This is a genomic window from Streptomyces durmitorensis (assembly GCF_023498005.1).
GTDB classification, from domain to species: Bacteria; Actinomycetota; Actinomycetes; order Streptomycetales; family Streptomycetaceae; genus Streptomyces; species Streptomyces durmitorensis.
Genome location: NZ_CP097289.1, coordinates 9,056,707 through 9,077,853, shown reverse-complemented (window position 1 = coordinate 9,077,853; position 21,147 = coordinate 9,056,707). Strand labels below are relative to the sequence as shown.

Annotated in this window: 20 protein-coding genes; 11 read left to right on the top strand and 9 right to left on the bottom strand. The window is 69.2% G+C overall.

Annotated features, from left to right (window positions below; all coding sequences use genetic code 11):
• Positions 1–403 precede the first annotated feature (403 nt).
• Positions 404–1,648 carry an enoyl-CoA hydratase-related protein gene (locus M4V62_RS40160; RefSeq protein ID WP_249592120.1) on the top strand — a complete coding sequence of 415 codons (1,245 nt, stop codon included), beginning with the start codon at positions 404–406 and terminating at the stop codon, positions 1,646–1,648.
• 176 nt (positions 1,649–1,824) lie between these two features.
• Here M4V62_RS40160 and M4V62_RS40155 read toward each other — a convergent pair whose 3' ends face one another.
• The 5 genes from M4V62_RS40155 to M4V62_RS40135 form a co-directional block, all read right to left on the bottom strand.
• Positions 1,825–3,039 (bottom strand): cytochrome P450, encoded by a 1,215-nt coding sequence (locus M4V62_RS40155; protein WP_249592119.1) that lies wholly within the window; start codon positions 3,037–3,039, stop codon positions 1,825–1,827.
• Complete coding sequence (locus M4V62_RS40150; protein WP_249592118.1) at positions 3,036–4,292, bottom strand: NAD(P)-binding domain-containing protein; 1,257 nt, start codon at positions 4,290–4,292, stop codon at positions 3,036–3,038. Before M4V62_RS40150 ends, M4V62_RS40155 begins: the two co-directional genes overlap by 4 nt.
• Entirely contained in the window at positions 4,289–5,500 is a 1,212-nt protein-coding gene (locus M4V62_RS40145) for an NAD(P)/FAD-dependent oxidoreductase (protein WP_425575145.1), read from the bottom strand. The genes M4V62_RS40150 and M4V62_RS40145 overlap by 4 nt, the downstream gene beginning before the upstream one ends.
• Positions 5,497–5,691, bottom strand: a complete 195-nt coding sequence (locus M4V62_RS40140) for a ferredoxin (RefSeq protein ID WP_249592117.1) — start codon at positions 5,689–5,691, stop codon at positions 5,497–5,499. The genes M4V62_RS40145 and M4V62_RS40140 overlap by 4 nt, the downstream gene beginning before the upstream one ends.
• A 219-nt stretch (positions 5,692–5,910) precedes the next feature.
• Positions 5,911–6,636: a TetR/AcrR family transcriptional regulator gene (locus M4V62_RS40135; RefSeq protein WP_249592116.1), complete on the bottom strand. Its 726-nt coding sequence runs from the start codon at positions 6,634–6,636 to the stop codon at positions 5,911–5,913.
• A 121-nt stretch (positions 6,637–6,757) separates the two neighbouring features.
• On the opposite strand from M4V62_RS40135, the gene M4V62_RS40130 reads away from it, so the two are divergent.
• The 4 genes from M4V62_RS40130 to M4V62_RS40115 all read left to right on the top strand — a co-directional run bounded on the left by M4V62_RS40130 (position 6,758) and on the right by M4V62_RS40115 (position 10,366).
• Entirely contained in the window at positions 6,758–7,387 is a 630-nt protein-coding gene (locus M4V62_RS40130) for a DUF317 domain-containing protein (RefSeq protein WP_283779174.1), read from the top strand.
• 64 nt (positions 7,388–7,451) lie between these two features.
• Positions 7,452–7,826: a hypothetical protein gene (locus tag M4V62_RS40125; protein ID WP_249592114.1), complete on the top strand. Its 375-nt coding sequence runs from the start codon at positions 7,452–7,454 to the stop codon at positions 7,824–7,826.
• Between the two features lie 225 nt (positions 7,827–8,051).
• Positions 8,052–9,683 (top strand): hypothetical protein, encoded by a 1,632-nt coding sequence (locus M4V62_RS40120; protein ID WP_249592113.1) that lies wholly within the window; start codon positions 8,052–8,054, stop codon positions 9,681–9,683.
• An 86-nt stretch (positions 9,684–9,769) separates the two neighbouring features.
• Positions 9,770–10,366 carry a glycoside hydrolase family 25 protein gene (locus tag M4V62_RS40115; protein ID WP_249592112.1) on the top strand — a complete coding sequence of 199 codons (597 nt, stop codon included), beginning with the start codon at positions 9,770–9,772 and terminating at the stop codon, positions 10,364–10,366.
• Between the two features lie 554 nt (positions 10,367–10,920).
• On the opposite strand, the gene M4V62_RS40105 is transcribed toward M4V62_RS40115, so the two are convergent.
• Positions 10,921–11,124 carry a cold-shock protein gene (locus M4V62_RS40105; protein ID WP_098750155.1) on the bottom strand — a complete coding sequence of 68 codons (204 nt, stop codon included), beginning with the start codon at positions 11,122–11,124 and terminating at the stop codon, positions 10,921–10,923.
• On the opposite strand from M4V62_RS40105, the gene M4V62_RS44005 reads away from it, so the two are divergent.
• The 5 genes from M4V62_RS44005 to M4V62_RS40085 all read left to right on the top strand — a co-directional run bounded on the left by M4V62_RS44005 (position 11,072) and on the right by M4V62_RS40085 (position 16,565).
• The gene (locus M4V62_RS44005) at positions 11,072–11,746 is read left to right on the top strand and encodes a TetR-like C-terminal domain-containing protein (protein ID WP_430626887.1); all 675 of its coding nucleotides are present in this window, start codon (positions 11,072–11,074) and stop codon (positions 11,744–11,746) included. The two genes, M4V62_RS40105 and M4V62_RS44005, sit on opposite strands and share 53 nt — an antisense overlap.
• Before the next feature lie 296 nt (positions 11,747–12,042).
• Positions 12,043–12,462, top strand: a complete 420-nt coding sequence (locus tag M4V62_RS40100) for a DUF1761 domain-containing protein (protein ID WP_249592111.1) — start codon at positions 12,043–12,045, stop codon at positions 12,460–12,462.
• 514 nt (positions 12,463–12,976) lie between these two features.
• Complete coding sequence (locus tag M4V62_RS40095) at positions 12,977–14,449, top strand: FAD-dependent monooxygenase (protein WP_249592110.1); 1,473 nt, start codon at positions 12,977–12,979, stop codon at positions 14,447–14,449.
• Positions 14,450–14,487: 38 nt separating this feature from the next.
• Entirely contained in the window at positions 14,488–15,750 is a 1,263-nt protein-coding gene (locus tag M4V62_RS40090; protein WP_249592109.1) for an amidohydrolase family protein, read from the top strand.
• Between the two features lie 2 nt (positions 15,751–15,752).
• Positions 15,753–16,565 carry an antibiotic biosynthesis monooxygenase gene (locus M4V62_RS40085; protein WP_249592108.1) on the top strand — a complete coding sequence of 271 codons (813 nt, stop codon included), beginning with the start codon at positions 15,753–15,755 and terminating at the stop codon, positions 16,563–16,565.
• Positions 16,566–17,695: 1,130 nt separating this feature from the next.
• On the opposite strand, the gene M4V62_RS40080 is transcribed toward M4V62_RS40085, so the two are convergent.
• Positions 17,696–18,772: an alpha/beta hydrolase gene (locus tag M4V62_RS40080; protein WP_249592107.1), complete on the bottom strand. Its 1,077-nt coding sequence runs from the start codon at positions 18,770–18,772 to the stop codon at positions 17,696–17,698.
• A 30-nt stretch (positions 18,773–18,802) separates the two neighbouring features.
• Here M4V62_RS40080 and M4V62_RS40075 point away from each other — a divergent pair, with 30 nt between their 5' ends.
• Complete coding sequence (locus M4V62_RS40075; protein WP_249592106.1) at positions 18,803–19,705, top strand: helix-turn-helix transcriptional regulator; 903 nt, start codon at positions 18,803–18,805, stop codon at positions 19,703–19,705.
• Between the two features lie 186 nt (positions 19,706–19,891).
• On the opposite strand, the gene M4V62_RS40070 is transcribed toward M4V62_RS40075, so the two are convergent.
• A complete protein-coding gene (locus tag M4V62_RS40070; protein WP_249592105.1) occupies positions 19,892–20,224 on the bottom strand; it encodes an EthD domain-containing protein in 333 nt (110 codons plus the stop codon).
• A 303-nt stretch (positions 20,225–20,527) separates the two neighbouring features.
• On the bottom strand, positions 20,528–21,145 hold the full coding sequence (locus tag M4V62_RS40065) for a TetR/AcrR family transcriptional regulator (RefSeq protein ID WP_249592104.1): 618 nt from the start codon (positions 21,143–21,145) through the stop codon (positions 20,528–20,530).
• Positions 21,146–21,147 lie beyond the last annotated feature (2 nt).

Sequence of the window (21,147 nt, the reverse complement as noted above, 5' to 3'; positions counted from 1 at the left end):
GGGAAGAACCGGCTCATCTGCGACCCCTACCCCCGTTACGTGGTCTCCCGCGACAAGGTCAACCAGGGAGCGGCGGTGCTCCTGATGACCGTGGCGGCCGCCCGACGGCTGGCCGTGCCCGAGGACAGGTGGGTGTTCCTGCACGGCCACGCCGCCCTGCGCGAACGGGAACTGATGAGCCGACAGGACCTCGATCGCAGCCCGGCCGCCGTCTCGGCCGTACGGCATGCCCTGGAGGTCGCCGGAATCGGCCTGGCCGACCTCGCCACCATCGACCTGTACAGCTGCTTCCCGATCCCGGTGTTCAATCTGCGACGGCCTGGGCCTGAGCCCCGCCGACCCGCGCGGTCTGACCGTCAGCGGCGGCCTCCCCTTCTTCGGGGGAGCGGGCAACAACTACTCGATGCACGCCGTCGCCGAGACCGTCGGCCGCCTGCGCGCCGCCCCCGGCACGTTCGGTCTGGTCGGCGCCAACGGCGGCACGATGAGCAAGTACGCGGCCGGCGTGTACTCCACCACCCCGGCACCATGGCGTGCCGACCGCAGCACCGCTCTGCAGGCCGAGGTCGACGCGCTGCCGGCCGTCGAAGAGGCACGCCTGGCCGACGGCTGGGCGACCGTCGAGACCTGGACCGTCAAGTACGGCCGCGACGGCGCCCGCACCGGCATAGTCATCGGCCGGCTGGAGGCCGACGGACGCCGCTTCGTCGCCCGGGCGGCCGACGGCGACAAGGCACTGCTCGATCTGCTCAGCACCGGTGAGCCGTCCGGCACCCGGGTCTACGCCCGGTCCTTCGGCACCGGCAACCGCGTCACGGCCGACGACACCATGATGGACGAACTGTTCCCGCCCCGCCCAGCCGTGCTGCGGGACGACTACCAGCACGTCCTGGTGCGCCGCGACGGACACCTGCTGGAAGTCACCATCAATCGGCTCGAAGCCCGCAACAGCCTCCATCCACAAGCCAACGAGGAGCTCGACGAGATCTTCGACGCCTACTTCCGCGACCCGGACCTCTGGGTGGCGATCCTGACCGGGGCGGGCGACAAGGCTTTCAGCGCGGGCAACGACCTCATGCACGCGGCCTCCGGCAAGCCCATGTGGGTGCCCAAGAACGGTTTCGCCGGCCTGACGTCCCGCCGGGAGATGCCCAAACCGGTCATCGCGGCCGTCAACGGGTTCGCCATGGGTGGTGGCTTCGAGATCGCACTCGCCTACCACCTCGTCGCCGCCGACACCACGGCACTCTTCGCCCTCAGCGAGGTGAAGGTCGGTCTGGTCGCCGGCGCCGGCGGGCTGGTGCGCCTGCCGAGGGCCGTACCGCAGAAGCTCGCCGCCGAGATGATCCTGACCGGCCGTCGTCTGACCGCCGCGGAAGCGCTGCACCACGGACTGGTCAACCGGCTGGTGGAGGCGGGATCGGCCCTCGAAGGGGCCAGGGCACTCGCCGGGGAGGTCCTCGGCGGCTCCCCGACGTCCGTCCGGGCCTCTCTGCAGATCATGGCCGAGACCCAGGGCATCGCCGACACCGTGGACGCCGTCACCCACCCGTCCCCTGCACTCGACGAGTTGCTGGTCAGCGAGGATTCCGTCGAGGGCATCACCGCCTTCGCCCAGAAGCGCAAGCCGAACTGGCTGAACCGCTGAGCGACGGAGCCGGTGCGGGCATCTGACGTATCCCCGCACCGGATCCGGTTTCATCGGCGTTCCAGGAACCGACACCACCGCAGCCCATGCCCGAGCTCGTCAGCCGACATTCCGTGGAGGCTGTCGTGGTGTCATGCCGCGGCCGGGACCCGAGCGGTACCCGAACCGGGGCTGGGTCAGCGGGTGACCATCAGCTTGCGGACGCCGTAGTTGGTGCCGGTGAAGTCCATGGGGACTTCCTCCAGCGGGGTGGCGAGCCGCAGGTTGGGGAAGCGCTGGAAGAGTTTGGGCAGGACGGTCCTGAGTTCGGCGCGGGCGACGTTCTGGCCGAGGCAGGCGTGGACGCCGTAGCCGAAGCCCATGTGGCGGGCCATCTTGCGGTCGATGTCGAGGGTGTCGGGGTCGGTGAAGGCGCGCGGGTCGCGGTTGGCGGCGTTCATGGCGACGACGACGAGGTCGCCCTTCTTGATCTGGGCGCCGGCGAGTTCGAGGTCTTCCTTGGCGACGCGGCCGAGGCCGAACTGGACGATGGTGAGGTAGCGCATCAGCTCCTCGACCGTGGTGCCGGTCTTCTCGGGGTGTGCCAGCATCTGTTCGCGCTGCTCGTGGTGGGTGAGCAGGGTGAGGGTGGACAGGCCCATCATGGCCGCCGTGGTGTCGTGTCCGGCGAACAGCAGCAGCACGCCGAGCCCGATGAGCTGCTTCTCGGTCAGCGCCGCGTCTTCGCCGTCGGTCTTGTGGATGAGTTCAGCGAGGATGCCGTCGGTGGCGCTGGTGCGGCGTTTGTCGGCGACGAGCTTGGTGATGTAGTCGATGAGCCAATGGGCGCCCTTGTCGCGTTCCTCGCGGCTCTTGGCCATGTCCATGAGGTCGACAGTGGCCTCGTGGAAGCCGTTGCGGTCCTCGTAGGGGACGCCGAGCAGTTCGCAGATCACCAGGCACGGGATGGGCAGGGCCATGGCCTGGACGAAGTCGAAGGTCTCGGGGCCGGCGGCGATGGCGTCCAAGTGCTCATCGACGATCTTGTCGAGGTAGGGCTGGAGCTTGTTCTGCACGGCCTTGGGGGTGAAGCGGGCGGTGAGCAGACGGCGGTAGGCGCCGTGCTCGGGCTCGTCCATCATCACGAAACCGGCGTCGAAGGGGGCATCCTCACCGGCCTCGGCGACCTCGCCCTCGGGGGTGTCGTGCCGCGGACGGCGGGCGCTCAGGCGCGGGTCGGTGAAGACCTGGCTGCCCTCGTCGAAGCGGGTGACGAGCCAGCCGCTGGAGCCGTTGGGGAAGCGGACCTTGACGATGGGCTGGTCCTCGCGGAGCCGGGTGTACTCGGCCGGCGGGTCGAGGGGTGCGTCGGCTTCGCGGGTGACGGGCTGGTTGACGAGGATCTCGGTCACTTCTGCTCCTGCGCGGTGGGGGGCTGGGCGGCGGTGTGTGCGTCGATCGCGGCGGTCACACCGGTGTGGGTGGCGGTGGCCTTGCACCAGCCGGTGTAGACGGCCAAGTGCAGGACGGCCTCGCGGAGCTGATCCGCCGTCAGTTCGCCGTTGACCAGCGCGCCGTTGGCGATGATCTGTACGAGTTCGGGCCGGGCGACCGTGGCGGCGACGCCGAGGGTGAGCAGCCTGCGGTCGCGGACGGACAGGCCCTCACGTCCCCACACCTGCGCGAAGAGGTAGTCGACGGTCTCGGCGCTGAAGGGGTCGCTGCTGTCCTGGATGGCGGTGCTGAAGCCGGGCCCGTACGCCTGGTCCATCATGTGCAGGCCGTAGGCGTGAACGTCGTCCTTGGAAGGCGCTGGGGACGGTTCCGGTCCGGCGTCGAGCTGGAGGGTGCGGCGGGCCTGCGTACGTACCGCCTCGACGAGGGGGATCTGGACACCGAGGGCGGCGGCGAGGTCCCAGGCTGCATCGAGGTCCTTGGTCATCAGAGGTTCGACCTGCCGGCCGACAGCCTCGGGCAGCACGCCGTCGGCGTCCTGCATGCGCAACAGTTGCAGCAGAGTGCGCCCCTCGGGGTCGGCTGCATCGATGACCTCGGCGAGCCGGACAGGGTCCACACCCGCGGCGCGGGCCAGTGCCGCGGCCTCGGCAACCGTTCGCCAACTGCCATAGGTGACAACGTTGCGGGCGATCTTGGTGGCCATGCCGGCGCCGGTCGGGCCGCAGTGCACCACCTGTTTCGACCAGTCCTCGATGACGGGCAGGGCGGCGTCCACGGTGCGCTGCTCTCCGCCGAGGATGGCGACCATGCCGTTCTCGGCGGCCTTGTCGCCCGGGGTCACCCCGCAGTCGAGGAAGCCGACGTCGTGTTCGGCGCACAGGGCGGCCAGTTCGTGGACGACTGGCAGGGCGACGGTGGCGAGCAGGACGATCGTCAGGCCCGGCCGGGCCGCCTGCAGCAAGCCGTTCTCGCCGCTGATGACCTCGCGGGCCTGGTCGGCGTTGACCACCGCGACCATCACGACGTCGGAGACCTTGGCCAACTCGGCGGGTGAGCCGAGCGGATCGGGCACACCGGCCAGGTCCGTGGCGGCGTCGGGGCGGACGTCGTAGACCGCGGGGACGCGTCCGCTGCGGGCCAGGCTGACGGCCACACCGCCGCCGATCATTCCCAGGCCGATCACACCGGCCCTGAGGGTGTCGCTCATGCTGCACTCCCGGTGAGAAGGGGGGCCGCCGCGGCGACCTGTGCCCGGTAGCCGCGCAGGGCCCGGACCATGTTGATGCCGACCGCCGCGCAGGTCCGGCCGTTCTTGCCGTACAGGGCGACCAGCTTGCGCTCGGCCGTGCTGCCTTCGACGATGCGTACCTCGTCGGCGCCCTGGGTCCGGCCGTAGATCTGGATCTTCAGGTCGTACTGGTCGGACCACACGTAGGGCACCGAGTCGAAGGGCGTGGCACGCTCCGGCCCGGCCAGGATGTTGCGGGCGACGACCAGCCCCTGCTCGGCGGCGTTCGTGCGGTGCTCGATCCGCCAGGGTTCACCGGTACGGGCGTTGAGCCAGCAGGCCACGTCGCCCGCCGCCCACACCCCGGAGCCGGCATACAGCGTGGCGTCGCACTCCACGCCGTTGCCGACCGGAACACCGCTGCCGGTGAGCCACTCGGTGTTGGGCCGGGCGCCGATGCCGACCAGGACGGCGTCCGCGGTCAGGGCGCGGCCGTCGGCGAGACGTACTCCGCTCGCCCGCCCACCCTCGGTGAGGACTCGGTCGACGAGGACTCCGGTCTCGATCCGTACGCCGTGCTCGTGATGGACGGTGCGCAACAGAGCACCCAGTCCGTTGCCGAGGGCGTCGCCCATCGGCTGGGCGGTGTCGGTGACGAGGGTGACCTCGCAGCCCAGGCCGCGTGCCACGGCGGCGGCCTCGGCACCGACGAAGCCGCCACCGACCACGACCAGATGCGGCCGCTCCGCGAGGTCCTCGCGCAGCGCGAGCGCGTCCTCCAGGGTGCGCAGGACGTGCACCCCGTCCACCGATTCGGTGCCCGGCAGCCGTCGGGCCCGCGTACCAGTGGCCACCACCAAAGCGTCGTAGCCGACCAGGCTGCCGTCCGCCAGGGTGACCTGACGGGCGGTGGTGTCCAGGGCAACGGCCGGTTGGCCCAGGCCCAGCTGAAGGTCGAGGGCTGCGAGGTCGTCCTCACCGCGCAGATGGAGCCGACCTGTGTCCCACACGCCGGACAGCAGCTGCTTCGACAGCGGCGGCCGGTCGTAGGGAAGGTGCTGCTCCTCACCGATCAGCGTGAGCGACCCGGTGTAGCCCTCGCGCCGCAGCCCTTCCACGACGCTCAATCCGGCCGCGGAAGCACCGACCACGACGATCCGCGACGGAGCGGCGGTAGCGGCACTCACACCCGCACCTGGATCACGGCGGCCGGGCAGACCGCCGCGGCCTGGACCACATTCTCGGTCTGCTCGGCCGGCGGGGTGTCGTCGAGCAGGACCACGACGCCGTCCTCGTCCCGCTGGTCGAAGACCTCCGGCGCCGCCAGCACGCACTGTCCGGCACCGCAGCATTTGTCGAAGTCGATGGAGATGTCCATGGGGATTCTTCCTCCGTCAAGCCCCGAGGATCGCGGGGCGACATCGATCAGCCCAGGTCGTTGCCCTAGGCACCTAACTAAGTTCAGCGGCGACTGTACTCCTGCACATACGGGGCAGCAACCGGCCCCCCGAACACGCTTGTTGACGGCGTGAAGGACGTGTGAACGCGGGATCCGCCGCTGGGAGCCGCCCCCGCTGCCAAGGGGCGACGGTTCCCGCTACGACTGCGGGCCGTCCAGCCCCGGGGTGCTCCTCAGCGCCCTGATCCTGCGCGACGCCTCGGTCTCGCATCCGCCTCTGGTGACGAGAGGGCCGTCGTCGCCGGCCACGACGACAAGCGAGTCGACCAGTCCGTCGGCGAGCTGCAGGAGCAGATCTTCCGAGGACTCGTCGCGGTAGAGGCTGTGGTGCAGCGAGACCATGCCGTGAAGTCCGGCCCACAGCGTCTGCGCGGCCTGCTCCACCGGAAGGGACAGGCCGAACCCGCCTTCCGCGCAGCTGTGCAGACCGACGCGCAGGCCGGCGGAAATGTGGCGCGCCGGGTGGGCGCCGATCCTGCTCGGGTCCGCCGCCGGCTGGTGCACCTCGAACATGAGCCGGTAATGGCCGGGATTGCTCATGGCGAAGCGGCAGTACGCGTGCGCCTGCGCCCGGACCCGGCCGCGCGGGTCCGTGTCGTCACCGGCCTGGGCTGCGGCGGCCATCTGGGCGGCCAGTTCGCCGAAGCGATCCTCCAGCGCTGCCCACACCAGCTCGGTCTTGTCCTGGAAATGCAGGTAGATACTCGGAGCGGAGATGCCCACCTCCTGGGCAACCGCCCGCATCGTCAGCCGCTCGGAGCTTCCCCATTCGCCGAGCAATCGCTGGACCGCGGCCACAATCTCCCGGCGCCGCCGCGAACCCTGCCCGTCCCGCTGACCGCCACCGGTCGGCCCTGCCTCCATCGCGTGCACTCCCTTTCCGCCAACAGGTTAGCCAGCCCGCCCCCTATCCCAGGACTGCGGTGCGAGCGCGGACGGTGTGGCGCTGCCGCAAACGAGCACAGCGAGATTCGGATGCTGATCGATACGGGGGCAACACGCAGGACTTGACAGGGAACAGACCTGGTCCGATGAGACCACCCATGCCGTCCACGAATCCCTTGTCCCGCGCGTCGAGTTCGTCCACGAAGCCGACCCCGACGACCCCCAGTGGAAGATCGCCGCATACGAGAGCCCGGTCGGCGAGCGCTTGTGGCACGCCACCGCGGTCCCCGTGGAGATCATGCGGGTACTCCTCGGCAGCCTCGCCTCCACCGATTCGGCGGGAATCGCCGCGGGCAGCATGGTCTCGGAAGAGACCATCGCCGAGGCCACCCGCCCACTGGCCGACGCTCGCTGGGGACACACCGTCGACGGCCGCTGGATCCACTGGCAGGCCGTGGAAGACCACCCTGCCGGGGTCCAGTTCGACGCCTTCACCGCCCACTCCCATCACAGCGCCCTGCCCGCCTGGACATTCTGGGGCGGCGGCGCCTGCACTCTCCGGTGGGCGCTTCACTTCTCGACGTACGCTCCAGCCTCCGTGCTGCAGGATGTGGCCCTCGAGGTAGCCCAGGAGCCAGTCACGGCCCGAACCCGACGGATGAACACCCTGAGCCGTACCGACATCCGCGCGCAGCCGACACGACGCGCCAGTCCGGCGAGGGGGCGGTAACCCGTTCCGGCAGTCATACATCGACCCAGGCAGCGTGGTTCGTCTCCGGGAGCTGGGCGCAACGATGGCGTCCGAGGTGGACGACGAGGTAGTCCAGGAGTCCCAGCGGGACACTCCCACGCGGGACCAGGCTGACCAACTCGGCCAACTGCTGCGCCGGTTCGCGCACCGCGCAACATCCTTCTGGTGCGCCGATCTCGCGGTGCCCACCTCCATGACCTACGACGGCACCCAGTACACCCTTGAGGTGCTCACTCTTCAAGGGGTCGGAAAGCCGGCCCCCAGCACGGTGTCGACCTCCACACCGGTGATCACGGGGCAGCCGATCCTCGCCTCCCGAGAGGGCACCTTGCTGCCTTTGGCTCCGTGGCTGCTGGCCCGCACGGAACCCGCCTCGGGCACCGTTCGCTGCCTAACTGGATCGCGCGCGGGTTCCTGACGGCCTGGGGCGCTGCTTGGAATCGCATGTCAGCAGGTCGCAGACCTGCTTTCGAGGCATCCCTCACACGGGTGGGATTCCGGTGATTAACCGCGGATTCTACGAGTGCCGCTCGTAATCTGCGTTGTTGTAGAGCAATCCGGAACCCCTCGCCTCGTAGTGCTGAGGCCATCGAAATCTGCGGCAGAGCAACCGTCGTCCTTACCGGAGCGCGGTCTGGCCGAGGTGCTCACGCTGGGATCGCAGCGGGGTGCGGGGAGTGGTACGGACGGTCAGCGGGCGTACTTCTTCGACACCCTGGCCGAGTACCAATGGGCGCAAGACGCAGCGGGGTTGATGCCGGCGACGATCGACCAGCTGGTGAAGCCGGTGATCGAGGTGTGCGATCACTACGATCTGGTGCCGTGGGAGCTGGCGCCCAAGCACGTGGATCAGTACTTCGCCGGGCTTGGCAAGCGGGCACGGGGCACTGTCAGGGCAAAGATCAACAACATTGACGGGTACTTCGCCTTCCTCGAGCAGCGCCATGCCGGAGAGATCGCGCGCCGTTTCGGCGCGGCAGTGGAGTCGCCGGTCGATCCGTTCACTGCACACACCGACAACGAAACCAGGCTGATGTCGGAGTCCGCCAGAAGCACCGTGACCGGGCTCGGCGTCCTGCTGCGCTGGCTGGGCGCCGAAGCACCCGTAAGAGAGAGCGACACCCGTGCCGTGGCCGCAGCCCGGCCCGGCCGGTATTCCGTGCACAAGATGACCGGCTTCCTCGCCGCCCGCAATCTCCTCGCCCGCGACCTCGACCCGGGATCGGCGACGGTCCGACTCCCCATCGTCCGGCCAGCCGCCGCAGCCCCCGCCGCTCGGCACCGGACCGCGGCAGCCAGAGAGACCGCCCTCGAAGCCACGGCCCGCGCGATGACCAACCGTCTGCCCGAGCCGATGGCCACGGAGTTGGGCGCCTGGGTGCGGGTGATGCGCGGTACCGGCCGCTATCGCCACCCGGCCGTGGGCTGGCGCCGGATCCGCCTCAACCTCTACATCGTCAGCCCCACCCCCAAAAGCTGGGCCGCTGCAACGCCAAGCCTGCGCGAGATCACCAAAGAACAGGTGACCGCGGAACTCGACCGCCACCAGGGCAACAAGGCCCGCGGGATCTTCCACGTTCTGCTCAGTATTTTCCGCGCCCTGAAACAAGAGCGGATCATCTTCCGCAACCCGCTGACGGGCCTGTCACTGAGCACCCCTGCACGGCCACCGGTCAGCCTGCCCAACGATCAGCTACGTGGCCTGCTGAACCGGATCCCCACCGTCATCGGGCGCCTGAGCGTCGCACTCGTCACCATCCACGCCGTGAAAGGCGAGGAACTGCGCCGCCTGCTCCTGACCGAACCACCTCCCCCAGCACAGGGCTCTGCTCATCCGCAGGGGCGAGCGCACCCATACCGTCTACCTCGACCGGCTCACCCACAATCTCCTGACCGACTGGCTCAGCGAACGCACCCACCGCTGGCCTGCCTCTCCCAATCCCCACCTGCTGATCACCGCCCACAGCGCCCACCACCCCGAAACACCCCCGCTCAGCTACTGCGCCCTGCGCGCCCCATTCGACCAGGCCGGCATCTCCATGGGCAGGCTATGGAGAGACCGGGTCCTCAGCGAAGCGCGCACCAGCACCGACCCGATGCAGGTGGTCCGACTGTTCGGAATCCACCCGAGCACCGCGATCCGCTACGTTCAAAGCGCCCACCCCGACAAAGCTCTGCCGCCCATTCGCTGACCGTGACTTCACCGGTAATCGGCGCAGTACCACCCGCGGGTGATCTTGTCCTGGGCTTCGGCATTCTGCGGATCTCGGGCTGACCAGGCGAGAGCATCGAACTGTACGGCGTCGGCAAAGTGCCGCTCCTCGTCTGAGGGGTATGCGCCCAGGAGGAATGGGAGAATTCATGGGATCCACCGAAGGCGTCAGCGTGTCGACCCTGGTGTCTGCCGCATCCTTTGCCGCCATGCAGTCACAAGGCGTCGACTTCGTGATCGCGAGGGGCTACCAGTCCGCTGGCCGCGTAGACCCCAACGCGGCGTCCACTGTGGCCAACGCATGGGCCGCCGGGATGTCGCGCGTCGACGTGTACCAGTTCCCCTGCTTCTCCTGCGGCAACGCTGCCGGGCAGGCGAACACCCTCGTCACATACTTGAAGGACAAAAACGTCAAGTACGGCAAGGTGTGGCTGGACGTCGAAGGCCCCGGCACCTACTGGGGCAACAGCACCTCAGCTAACGCTGCCTTCCTCGCCGACTGGTTCCAGGCGATGAAGGAAAAGGGCGTCGACGTCGGCATCTACACCTCCGAATCACAGTGGGTGCCGATCGTCGGGAGCTACACCGACGGCAGCGAATTCCCTCTCTGGTACGCGAACTATGACGGCACACAGAGCTTCGACGACTTCACCCCCTTCGGTGGCTGGACCAAGCCCAGCATGAAGGCTTACGCCAACACCACACTGGCCGACGCGGGCGTCGAAAGGTTCTGGTACCCCAGCTAGGCGTACCTTTCCGATCATTGGTGGCGGCCTCGACTGGGTTGTCGCGGTCCACTCCACGATCGTGCATGCCCACCAGCACGCGGCCGGGGCCCGCAAAGAGGGGCCCCGGCCGTGGGCCCGGGACGGGCTGAAGACGAATATCCACCCCTCGGCGGACGGACCGGACCGCAACTCGCGTCGGATTCCCACCTCAGTGGACATACTGCGGCGGGTTCCCGCTTGTTCGACGCCGGGAAACTGCGAACCTGCGCGCTTCTCAATTCGACGGTCTCCAACGCGTAAAGGAGGGTCTGACGCCGGAGACTCCCTTCCGGTATGCGCGAACAGATGAGGGCAGGAGCCTCCCGGCCGTCCACCATCCTCAAGCACGCTGGCTGACCCTGTCCCCGTGGACGTAACCCCAGCCGACATCTCAGGGCTCGGACCAGGGATAGACGGAAATCAGGACTATCCCGGGGTGCAGCTGATCTGCGTGCGCCGGCAGATCGCATCGGGCCCCAACTCCGTGACGCCCGCCTCGGTAGACCGAGGCGGGCGTCACGGAGTTGGGCAGCTCAGGCGGGGGTGATGTTCTCCGCCTGCGGGCCCTTCTGGCCCTGGGTGATGTCGAAGTTCACCTTCTGGCCTTCCTGGAGCTCACGGAAGCCGGAGGCGTTGATGTTCGAGTAGTGGGCGAAGACGTCCGGGCCGCCGCCGTCCTGCTCGATGAAGCCGAAGCCCTTTTCCGCGTTGAACCACTTGACGGTACCGCTGGCCATGTGTCCTCCAAGGGGACTCGAAGTCGCCTCCCACACCTTGCGGGAGGCGGAGGTGGTCGTCCTGGTCCTCAGAGACGCTGAACAGCAAGCTGCCCGTGAACTAGCGTCCACGGGCGGTACTTCGGAACCACGACTGCTGACCTGGACGCTACACGGCCCCGTGCGGTCGAAGCTACGGCCGAGGCTGACCTGCGCTCGGCAGTACTCGACGCCGAATACACCTCACTGGTCGAAGCGGTCGAGTCGACCCTCGACGCCACGGGGCAAACCCGACAATCAACTGGTCGCCGCCAGTAACGCCTACATCGCCTGGGGCACCGACCACCCGGGCGCATACCAACTCCCGTTCGAGAGCAATGACGCACTGCCGGAGACCAGAGCCGTACACGGCCCCCGACTCCAGGCACGCATCGTCGAACTCTCGCGGCTCGTCGACCCGGATGCAGCCTTCGCCTCCGCACTCCTGCTGTGGTCGGCATGGCACGGTGTCGTTTCCCTTCGGCTCCACAAAACCGAGTGGGGCTGGGGAAGGTCCGCACAAGAGGCGAATCGCCGATTGGTCCGAGCATTGGCGACGAAGAGAGCCCGGACCCCCGATCCGGACAGGCGCACCGCCCTTTAGAAAGCAGCCTTACTGGTCGTAGCCGTCAACAAGTGGCCGTGACTGGCACTTTCACAACACGCCCCAGGGGTTTCGTTTGGACCGGCCGGTCGTTGGTCCAGCTGTGCCGTTGACTGACGCCCCACGGGCATGTACCGAGCCAATGGCGTGACCACCGACACCCCGGCTACCTGTCTCCCGCTGTAGAGGGAGTCCCAGCGCGACATGCGCACGGCCAGGGCAAAGCACCGCGCGAAGGACGCTCCTGTCGCCGCGGAATCAACTGCGTGCTGGGGCGTCGAGCAGAGGAGATCTCCGTGGGGCTGAGCATCAGCTGGCCGGCCGTCGCCGCCGCGATCGTGACCGGCATGGCGATCGCCATGGTCTGGTACAGCGACTGGGGCCTCTTCGGCACCGTCTGGCGGAAGCTGACCGGAGTCACCAAGGAAGACTCCGCGCGAGGCGGCAAGAGACCGTTCGCGGTCCTGGTCGCATCGATCGTCGTCACCGCACTGGCGCTTGCCGTCGCATGCTCCATCGCATCGACCTTCTTCGAGAGCAGCTCGCTCTGGCTGGATCTGGCCGTCGGACTCGTGACCTGGCTCGGCTTTTCGCTGTCCACTCTCGCGCAGCACAACGCCTTCGAGCAGAAGCCGGCTCGGCTCACCCTGATCAACTGCGCATATCAGCTGGTGCTGTTCGAGGGTATGGCCCTCGCCGTCGGGCTGCTGCGCTAGGCGCTCTCGTTCGGTTCACGCGTCGGACGAGAGGAAGATGCCTGCAACGCGCAGTCCGGCCAAGCAGATCGTGGCCGTCTCCTCTTAGCGGGCAGCGATGGAGTGGCGCTGCTTGAGGTGGTTGACGCACTGTTCGACGGTGTTGCGCGGTGAAGCCCCGTCCCCATGTGCCGTCGGCGGCTCGATCCGCGGCCACCGCGCGTCCGCCACCGACACCCCCGGACCGACCACGCCAAGGCGTGTTGCGGAAGCGCCGGTCACGGCCCCGAGTTGGCGGCTGCGGCAGCAACGGCTCATGCCTGGCCTGCCGGCCGCGCGTCGGATCATCACGCCCGACAGCGCGTGATCGCATGCCCCGGCCCGCCCTTCACTCCCACAACAAAAGGAAACGATCGTTTGCGCTATGGGGCTGCCGATGCTACGTTCAACGTGAAACGCAAACGTGCGTTTTCGTTTACCGGCAGGTCGGCCCACGCTTCCCCAAGGCCACCGCGCCGACGGTGAGGAGCGCGTCATGCCGAAGTCGCCAGCCATCACTGCACTTCCGTGCCGGACGGACGTCCTGATCTCCGGGGCGGGCCCCACGGGTCTGACGCTGGCGGCCGGCCTGCGCCGACTGGGCGTGGATCATGTTCTGATCGACCGCAACGCCGGGATCCAGCCGGGTTCGAAAGCTGCTGCCGTGCAGCCACGCGCGCTGGAGTACCTGGACCGGATCGGTGTGGGTACGGGCCTGGTCAAGGACGGGCACAAGGCGCGCGGGTTTTGTCTGCATGACCGTGATCGGACGCTTCTGCGTGCCTGCTACGACCGGCTTGATACACCGCACCCTTACATGTTGCTGGCCTCCCAGCAGACGACTGAGGAGCATCTGGTCCGCCAGCTCGCAGAGTTGGGCGGCACCGTGCATCGCGAGCACCGGCTGGTCGGCTTCGCAGTGGATTTTCCCGGGGTGACCGTGACGGTTGCCGGGCCGGACGGGGTGCTGCGTGCGGTGACTACGCGATATCTGGTGGGATGCGACGGTGTGCACAGTCAGGTGCGCGACGCCGTCGGCATCGGCTTCCCAGGTCAGGCGCCGGAGCAGCTGTTCGCGCTCGCCGACGTATACCTGAAGCCTGGCGCGCGGGCGGCGGTGTCCGAGGGTGCCACGTTCTTCCTGTCGGGGGCCGGCCTGCTGCTCGTGTCCCCGCTCGCGGGGGATCTGTACCGCCTGGTCGCACCGGTATCCTCCGGCTCGCCGCCACCCGACGCCAAGGCGGTCGAACACCTGCTCGCCAGGCGCGGCCCCGTCGGCGGGACCGGGAGTGTGGACCGGGTTGTGACGGCTTCGACCTACCGCACGCAGGAGCGCGTGGCCGAGCAGTTCCGTTCCGGTCCGGTGTTTCTGGCCGGGGACGCCGCCCACACGCACAGCCCGGCAGGGGCGCAGGGCATGAACACCGGCATTCAGGACGCCGGGAACCTGGCGTGGAAGCTGCACGCCGTCCTGACCGGTATCGCCCCCGAGGCACTGCTGGACACCTACCACCGGGAGCGGCAGCCGGTCGCGGCCCAACTCGTCGCCCTGACCGGTCAGTTCTCCCGGATCGCGGCCCTGGCAGACCCGGCGGCGGGCCGCCGCCGCAACGCGCTGCTGGTGGCGGCTGCCGCCACCGAGGGCATCACTGACTGGCTGGCCGCCACGCTCGCCCAGCTCGACGTCGCCTACACCAGCGAACCCGACCTCGGCGTCCCACGCCCCGGCACACGCGTCTCACCGGTGGCAGTCCCGCCGGACGGCCTGCATTGGACCCTGGCTCTGCCCGGCACACCACGGCGTGGCATCACGGCGAGTGGCCACGGCGTGTTGGCCGTCCGGTACGTTCCGGACCTTCCGACCACGCTCCTCGTACGCCCCGACGGCTACCTGGCCGCCGCAGGAGTCCCCGATTCCCCGGCCAAGGTCATCGACCGCATCGGCGAGTATCTGCCCCTCGCGCAGTAAGTCCGCCTGCAGAACAGCTCGTTCAAGGAGACACGGACATGTCCTCTCACACCGATTCCCCCACTCTCATCCGCCGCGTCGCCGTCTTCGACGGCGACCGACTGGCGCCGGCGCAGGACGTACTCATCGACGGCCCGACGATCACCGCCCTCGGCCCACACCTGGACGCACCCGCCGGGGCCACGGTCCTCGACGGCACAGGGCGCACCCTGCTGCCCGGCCTGATCGACGCCCACACCCATACCACCGACACTGCGCAGCTGCGCCAGGCGTTGCTCTTCGGGGTCACGACCGAACTCGACATGGGCGGCGCTGCTGAGACCGCCCGGCGCATGCGCGCCGCGGCCGATGAGCGGGACGACCTGGCCGATGTACGCGTCGCCACCACCGGAGCCACCGCCCCGGGCGGCCATCCCGGTCAGCTGGTCGAACTTGGCATGATCGCACCGTTCCCGACGGTGGCCGGGCCGGGCGAGGCGGACGCCTTCGTCGCGGCCCGCGTCTCCGAAGGCGCGGACCATCTGAAGATCTTCATCGAGGACGGCACCGCCATCGGCAAGCCGCTGCCCCTGATGTCCACGGAGACGGTCAGCGCCCTCGTCAACGCCGCGCACGAGCAGGGGCTGCGAACCGTGGCCCACACTCTGACCCGCACCGCGGCACGCCAGGCGATCGACTGCGGCATCGACGGCCTGGCCCACTCTCCCGCCGACGGTCCCAGCGACCAGGCCCTGGTCGAAGCGGCCGCGAGCAACGGCGTGTTCGTCGTGCCCACCCTGACCGCGCTCACCGGGATGACGCCCGTGCCGGCCGAGTACGCACTCGCCGACGACCCGCGACTACGCCCGTACGCGGACCCGCAGTGGCTGGCGGACCTGGAGGAGAACCGCACTACCGACCCGGGCCAGCGCGTCGGACCGGTCGGGGTCGATCCCCGGCACGCCGCCGATGCCGCCGTGCGGATGTTCCGCCTCGGTGTGCCGCTGCTCGCGGGCACCGACGGCACGGGTGGTCATGGTCATCCCACCACCCATGGCATCAGCTTTCACGGCGAACTCGCCCTGCTCGTCGCCGCGGGGCTGACTCCGGCCCAGGCCCTGACCGCCGCTACCGCGGCGCCCGCCGACGCGTTCGCGCTATCCGACCGAGGGCGCATCGCCCCTGGTCTTCGGGCCGACCTGCTCCTCGTGGAGGGCGATCCCACTCGCGACATCACCGCGCTGCGGGACATCGTCGGACTGTGGCGTCGCGGAACCGCCGTCGAGCGCACCGCGCCGTTCGCCGCACAGGCCCGGGAGTGACCATGACCAGCACCCAACCCGCCACGCTGCCCGCCCCGTTGGGCATTCACCACGTCAAGCTGCCCGTCACCGACCTGGAACGCAGCGCTCAGTGGTACGTCACCGTGCTGGGCGCCCGCCGCCTGACCGAGCTGGACCACCGCCGCCCAGATGGCACCCTTTTCGCCGTCATCCTCGACGTCCCGGGCCTGGGCACCCGCCTCGAACTACGGCTCGACCCGGCCACCGCCACGGCGCTGCGGGGGTACGACTTCCTCACCCTGGCCGTTGACGACCGGGCGGCCCTGGACGAGTGGATCGCCCACCTGGACACCCTCGACATCCCCCACTCGCCGCCTGTCGTCGCCCTGGTGGGCTGGCTCCTGGTCGTCCCCGACCCCGACGGACAACGCCTGCGGCTCTACACCAACACGCCCCACGGCCTGGATGCCGCCCGCGTCGAGTACGACTCGCCCTGGCTCAGCACCGGCCCCGCCCCGCACCGCGGATCATCCAGTACGGGCGCCGCTGCCTCGGGTCGGTCCGTCCACCTGATGGCCAGGGTCTCGGCCGTACCCGGCCGCGGAGAAGCACTGCAGGACCGGCTGCGATCCCTGGCGTCGGCCACCCGCCGCGAACCCGGGTGCCTCGCCTACCGGATCCACCGCAGCGCACTGGAACCGGACACCTTCGTCGTCTACGAGGAGTGGACCGGCCACAGCGCCCTCGACGCCCACGGCGAGACGCCCCACATGGCCGCCTTCCGCACCGACGCCGCCGATCTGATCTCCCCTCCCCCACACACGGAACCACTCGTCCCAATCGCCGAGACCTGACCCCGCCCAGACCCTCCTCAAGCCGCTCGCTATGAAATCCCTCTGCCTCAGCGGGCGTTGCCGCCGAGCAGTGCAGGCAGCGCCGCACTCACGCTCTCCGGCCCGGCTGGCAGTGCCCCTTCGGAGGCGGCGCGCTGGCCGTCGAGCCAGAAGGCGATCTGGCGCCTCCAGGCATCCGGAGCGGTGCCGCTGGTTCGGCGGGTGAGCTGGGAGTTGAGCCAGAACAGCGGTGGGGGTCGCCGTCGGCCGGCGCTTCGGCCGCGAGGGATACCGGGTGGCTCTCGTCGCCCGCCGCCGTGACCCGCTGGACAGGCTCGTCGCGGCGGCGGGCGACGAGGGCATCGAGGCTGCCGCGTTCCGCGCCGACCTGTGGGACACCACGCTGTACCGGCGCTGGTCGCGGAGATCGAAGAACGGTTCGGCTCGATCGACGCCTGGTGTACGCGCCGTTCAGCCCCACCACCCTCGTGCCCGCGGCCACCCTCGACGCCGCGGCGCTGCGGGAGCGGACGGACCTGTATCTGCTCACTCCCGTCGAAGTCGTGCACACCGTGCTGCCCGGGATGCTGGAGCGCGGCGACGGCGCCATCCTCTTCGGCTACGGCTCGTCGGTGGTGCGCCCGGCAGCGGGTCTGTCCGGCCCCGTCCCGGTGATGGCCGCCACCCGCAACTACCTCCACGCTCTCCACGGTGAAGTCGCCGAACGGGGCGTCTACGTGGGCGCGTTGGCGGTGCGCGCGGTGATCGAACGCAGCGAGGGGCAGGCAGCGGTGCGGTCCGGCGAAACCGCCCCGAGCAGTACTTCTGCCACAAGAGCGCGGTCACAGCGGACGCCACCGGCGAGACGGACACGACGATCGCGCAGCTCTGCGCAGTCGTGCGGCGCCTGGCCGCCGCGCTCGACACGCTGGGCGTCGGCTCGGACGCATGGGTCGGCACCTCAGCGGAGATCCGGCCGTCAGCACATGGGTTCTCTATGCGCGAGGAGAGCACGACCTCAGGCGCACCGGAGCCGGCTGGAAGCTGGCCGGGGTACGCCTCCAGCCCGTCCACCACACCGGCAATGCAAACCTCCTCCAGGACGTTGCCTCCTCCGCTGCGTAGGAGTTTCGGTGCGCAGGGCAGCCGGTCTACTCGGCCTCGGCCAGGTGGGCCTTGAAGAAGTCGGCGAGCTTTGCGACCGCGGGGCCGACGTACCGCTCCTTGTCGTAGAGGTCGACGTGGCTGGCTCCGTCGATCCAGTGCAGCTCCTTCGGGCCGCGGGCGTGCTGGAACGCCTCGACGGCCATCCAGGACGTCACCGCTTCGCTGCCGACGATCATCAGCAGCGGACGGGGCGCGATCAGGTCGACGAATCCGAAGGCGTCGAAGAAGGCCAGGCGGTCGACGCTGGACCAGGTGAGGAACTTCGCCGAGCGCGGATATTGGGCGCGCTCGGTGCGGTAGTACTCGAAGCCCTCGAAGCCGTGCCGGCCGCCCAGGGCGCGGGCCTGCTCGGCAGTGTCGGGGAAGAGCGGGAAGCTCTGCATACCCTCGCCGCGGGCTTCGGCGGTACGCGCAGCCGCGGCGGCGTCAAGCATGCCCTGGATGACGGCGGGGTCCTGCGCGCCATCGGCGCCCAGGCGGAACTGGCGGGCGATGTCGACGGCACTGACGGTGCCCACGGCCTGGATACGGTGGTCGGTAGCGGCGGCGGGAAGCACGTATCCGCCGGAGGCGCAGATGCCCAGTACCCCGATGCGGTCGGGGTCCACATCGTCGCGGGTGGTCAGGAACGAGACGGCGGACTTGACGTCCTCCACCCGCTGGGCCGGGTCCTCCAGGCCACGCGGGGTTCCCTCGCTCTCGCCCTGGTAGGCGGCGTCGAACGCGAGGGTGACGAAGCCGTGCCCGGCCAGGCGCCGCGCGTACAGGCCGGCGGCCTGTTCCTTCACACCGCTGCCGGGATGCCCCACCACGATTGCGGGGCGGGGGCCGTCAGCTTCGCCGTCGGGGGTGTAGAGGTGGCCGACGAGGTTCAGGTCGGCGCTGGTGAAGTGACGTCCGTCTTCATGGTGCTGCTCTCCGGTCACACAAAGGGCGGGCTCGCCCTCAGGGGGCGGGTTTCCGGTGACCGCGTCGAGTGCGCCGGCCACCTTCACCACCATCGCGCCGCCCTGTCCGAGGTTCCAGGGCGGGACCTGCCTATGCAGATCAGTACCAGGCACGCGGCTGCCACCCCGAGGACACTGGGAGCCATGGAAAACGCCGGCGATCCTCCGGGCGGCAATGACCTGGGCGACTTCCTGCGCGCCCGCCGAGCCGCCCTCGACCCGCACCAGGTCGGCCTGCCCGACGATGGCCGCCTGCGCCGGGTAGCGGGCCTGCGCCGCGAGGAACTGGCCCAGCTCGCCCACGTGAGCATCGACTACGTCGTCCGGCTGGAACAGGGCCGGACCCGCCGGGTCTCCCGTCCTGTCCTCGACGCCCTCGCCGACGCACTGCAGCTCGCCCCGGACGAACGCGCGTACCTGTTCGCCGTCGCCGACGTCCCCCAGGCCGCTCCCGCCCGACAGCCCGCCCGGCGCAAGATCGACCCGCAACTGCAGCAGTTGCTCGACGGCATGCACGACATCCCCGCGATGGTCCTCAACCGCCGCATGGACGTGCTGGCCTGGAACCGAGGTGCGGCGGCTCTGCTGACCGACTTCGCCGCGCTGCCTGCCCACGAGCGCAACCTGATCCGGCTGACCTTCCTCGACGACGCCTACCGGGCCCTGTACGCGGACTGGCCTCGCGCCGCCCGCGAATGCGTCGCGGTCCTGCGGATGGAAGCCGGACGCAACCCCAACGACCGAGCCCTGACTGACCTGGTCGGCGAACTCACCGTCCGAGACCCGGACTTCCGCACCTGGTGGGGAAGCCACCAGGTCCGCGGGCCCAGGCAGCTCACCAAGACCTACCGCCACCCGGTCATCGGCACCGTGACCCTCGACGTCCAGCAGTTCTCCGTCGACACACAGCCCGACCAGCAACTCGTCGCCTACACGCCCCCACCGGGCTCCCCTTCCCAGGAAGCACTGCGCTTCCTCCTCCAGTGGTCCGCCGACCCGGCCGCCCAGCCCGGCGACCACACCACGGACCAAGACCGCAGCCGGTAGCGATCACCGGCGAAGCCTTGCCTGACCGGTGGCCCGGTCGGGGTCCCCCTCCGGTGGCGTTCGGCTCGGGGCCAACGAGAGGTCGGAGCACGCAGACAAGCAGTTACGGCGCGCTGAGCGCGACCGAGCAGGTGACCGGCGTCTGCCCGAGGTTCCAGGCAGCGGACCGCCGAGTGCTGTCTGGTTTCACACGAAGGTGATGGTCTCGTCGACGCGTGCCGAGTGGATACCGACGGAAGTCTCACGCATGTACTGCTCGCGCAGTTCGTGGGCCTTCTTGTACGCGTCGGTCGAGAGTGCCTCGGCCATGGCTTCCTGCGACTCGAAGCTAATCTGCACGATGGCGTCGATCGGGTCCTCCGCACCGTCGGAGGCGAGGTCGGTGAGGTGGTACTGGACGTAGGCAAGGGTCTGCGGGAGCGCCTCATAGGTCGGTCCGTATTCGTATTTCATGAAGTGGCGGAAGTCCTCGGTGGAGACCTCGGGTTTCTTGCGGATGACGGTGAGCAGAGTGATCACAGACGGTCCTTTCAAGGCGTGCCTGGTGGCCCCAGGACAGGTCATCACAGCCGGGATGTCAGACCTTGCTCTTCCACCTCCCCATCACCGTGTACTCCCCGTGTCTGTCGAAAGCACAGTGCACAGGTTGGCGAAGGCGCCAGGCTCCGTGCGGTTCCCTCAACGGCTGCGATGTCCCCGTTGATCGTGAGTCCTCGCACAACGAGCATCGCCGGGGCCCGGCCTGGCAGCACCTCGCCGGACGGAGACACCGGGGCCCGTCTCCCCGGCGACAATGACGGGGTGAAAACCCGGTGAAGCGCCTCACGACGACGGCACTTCGTCGAAGGCCGACGCCAGGGACGAAAGACCGCCGATCAACTGCTCCGCACTGACCGGCGCCACCAGATGACGGCCGACCAGCAGCCCCGGCATGAGGGTCATCAATACCGCCGCGACCTGCTCCGGGTCCGCAGTCGGCGGCACCCGCCCCTCATCGCGCCAGCGCCGCGCCAATTCCGCAAGACTGTCACGCATCGCCAGATAGAACGTCCGGGTACGCCGTTCCAGTTCGGGACTGCGCAGCGCCTCACCCCATGCCTGGATCGCGATGCGGGTCAGGTCGTACGGCTTCCCTTCGCCCCGCTCACGAGCCTCGGCCACCATCGCCTCGAGGACCTGCGACGGCGACGGCGTGGGACGGCGCTCCAACAGCCGCCCGAACACATCGCGCACCAGCGTCAAAGCCTCCTCCGCGGCGGCGTCGATGAGCTCGTCCTTGCTGCGGAAGTAACGGTAGACGGCACTGGAGGACATACCGGTCGCGGCGATGACGTCGTCCATCGACGAGGCGTGGAAGCCATTGCGGGAGAAGCAGCTCCAGGCACTGACCAGGATGTGGCGGCGCCGTTCTTCCCGGCGCTCCTCACTCAAGCGGGGCATGT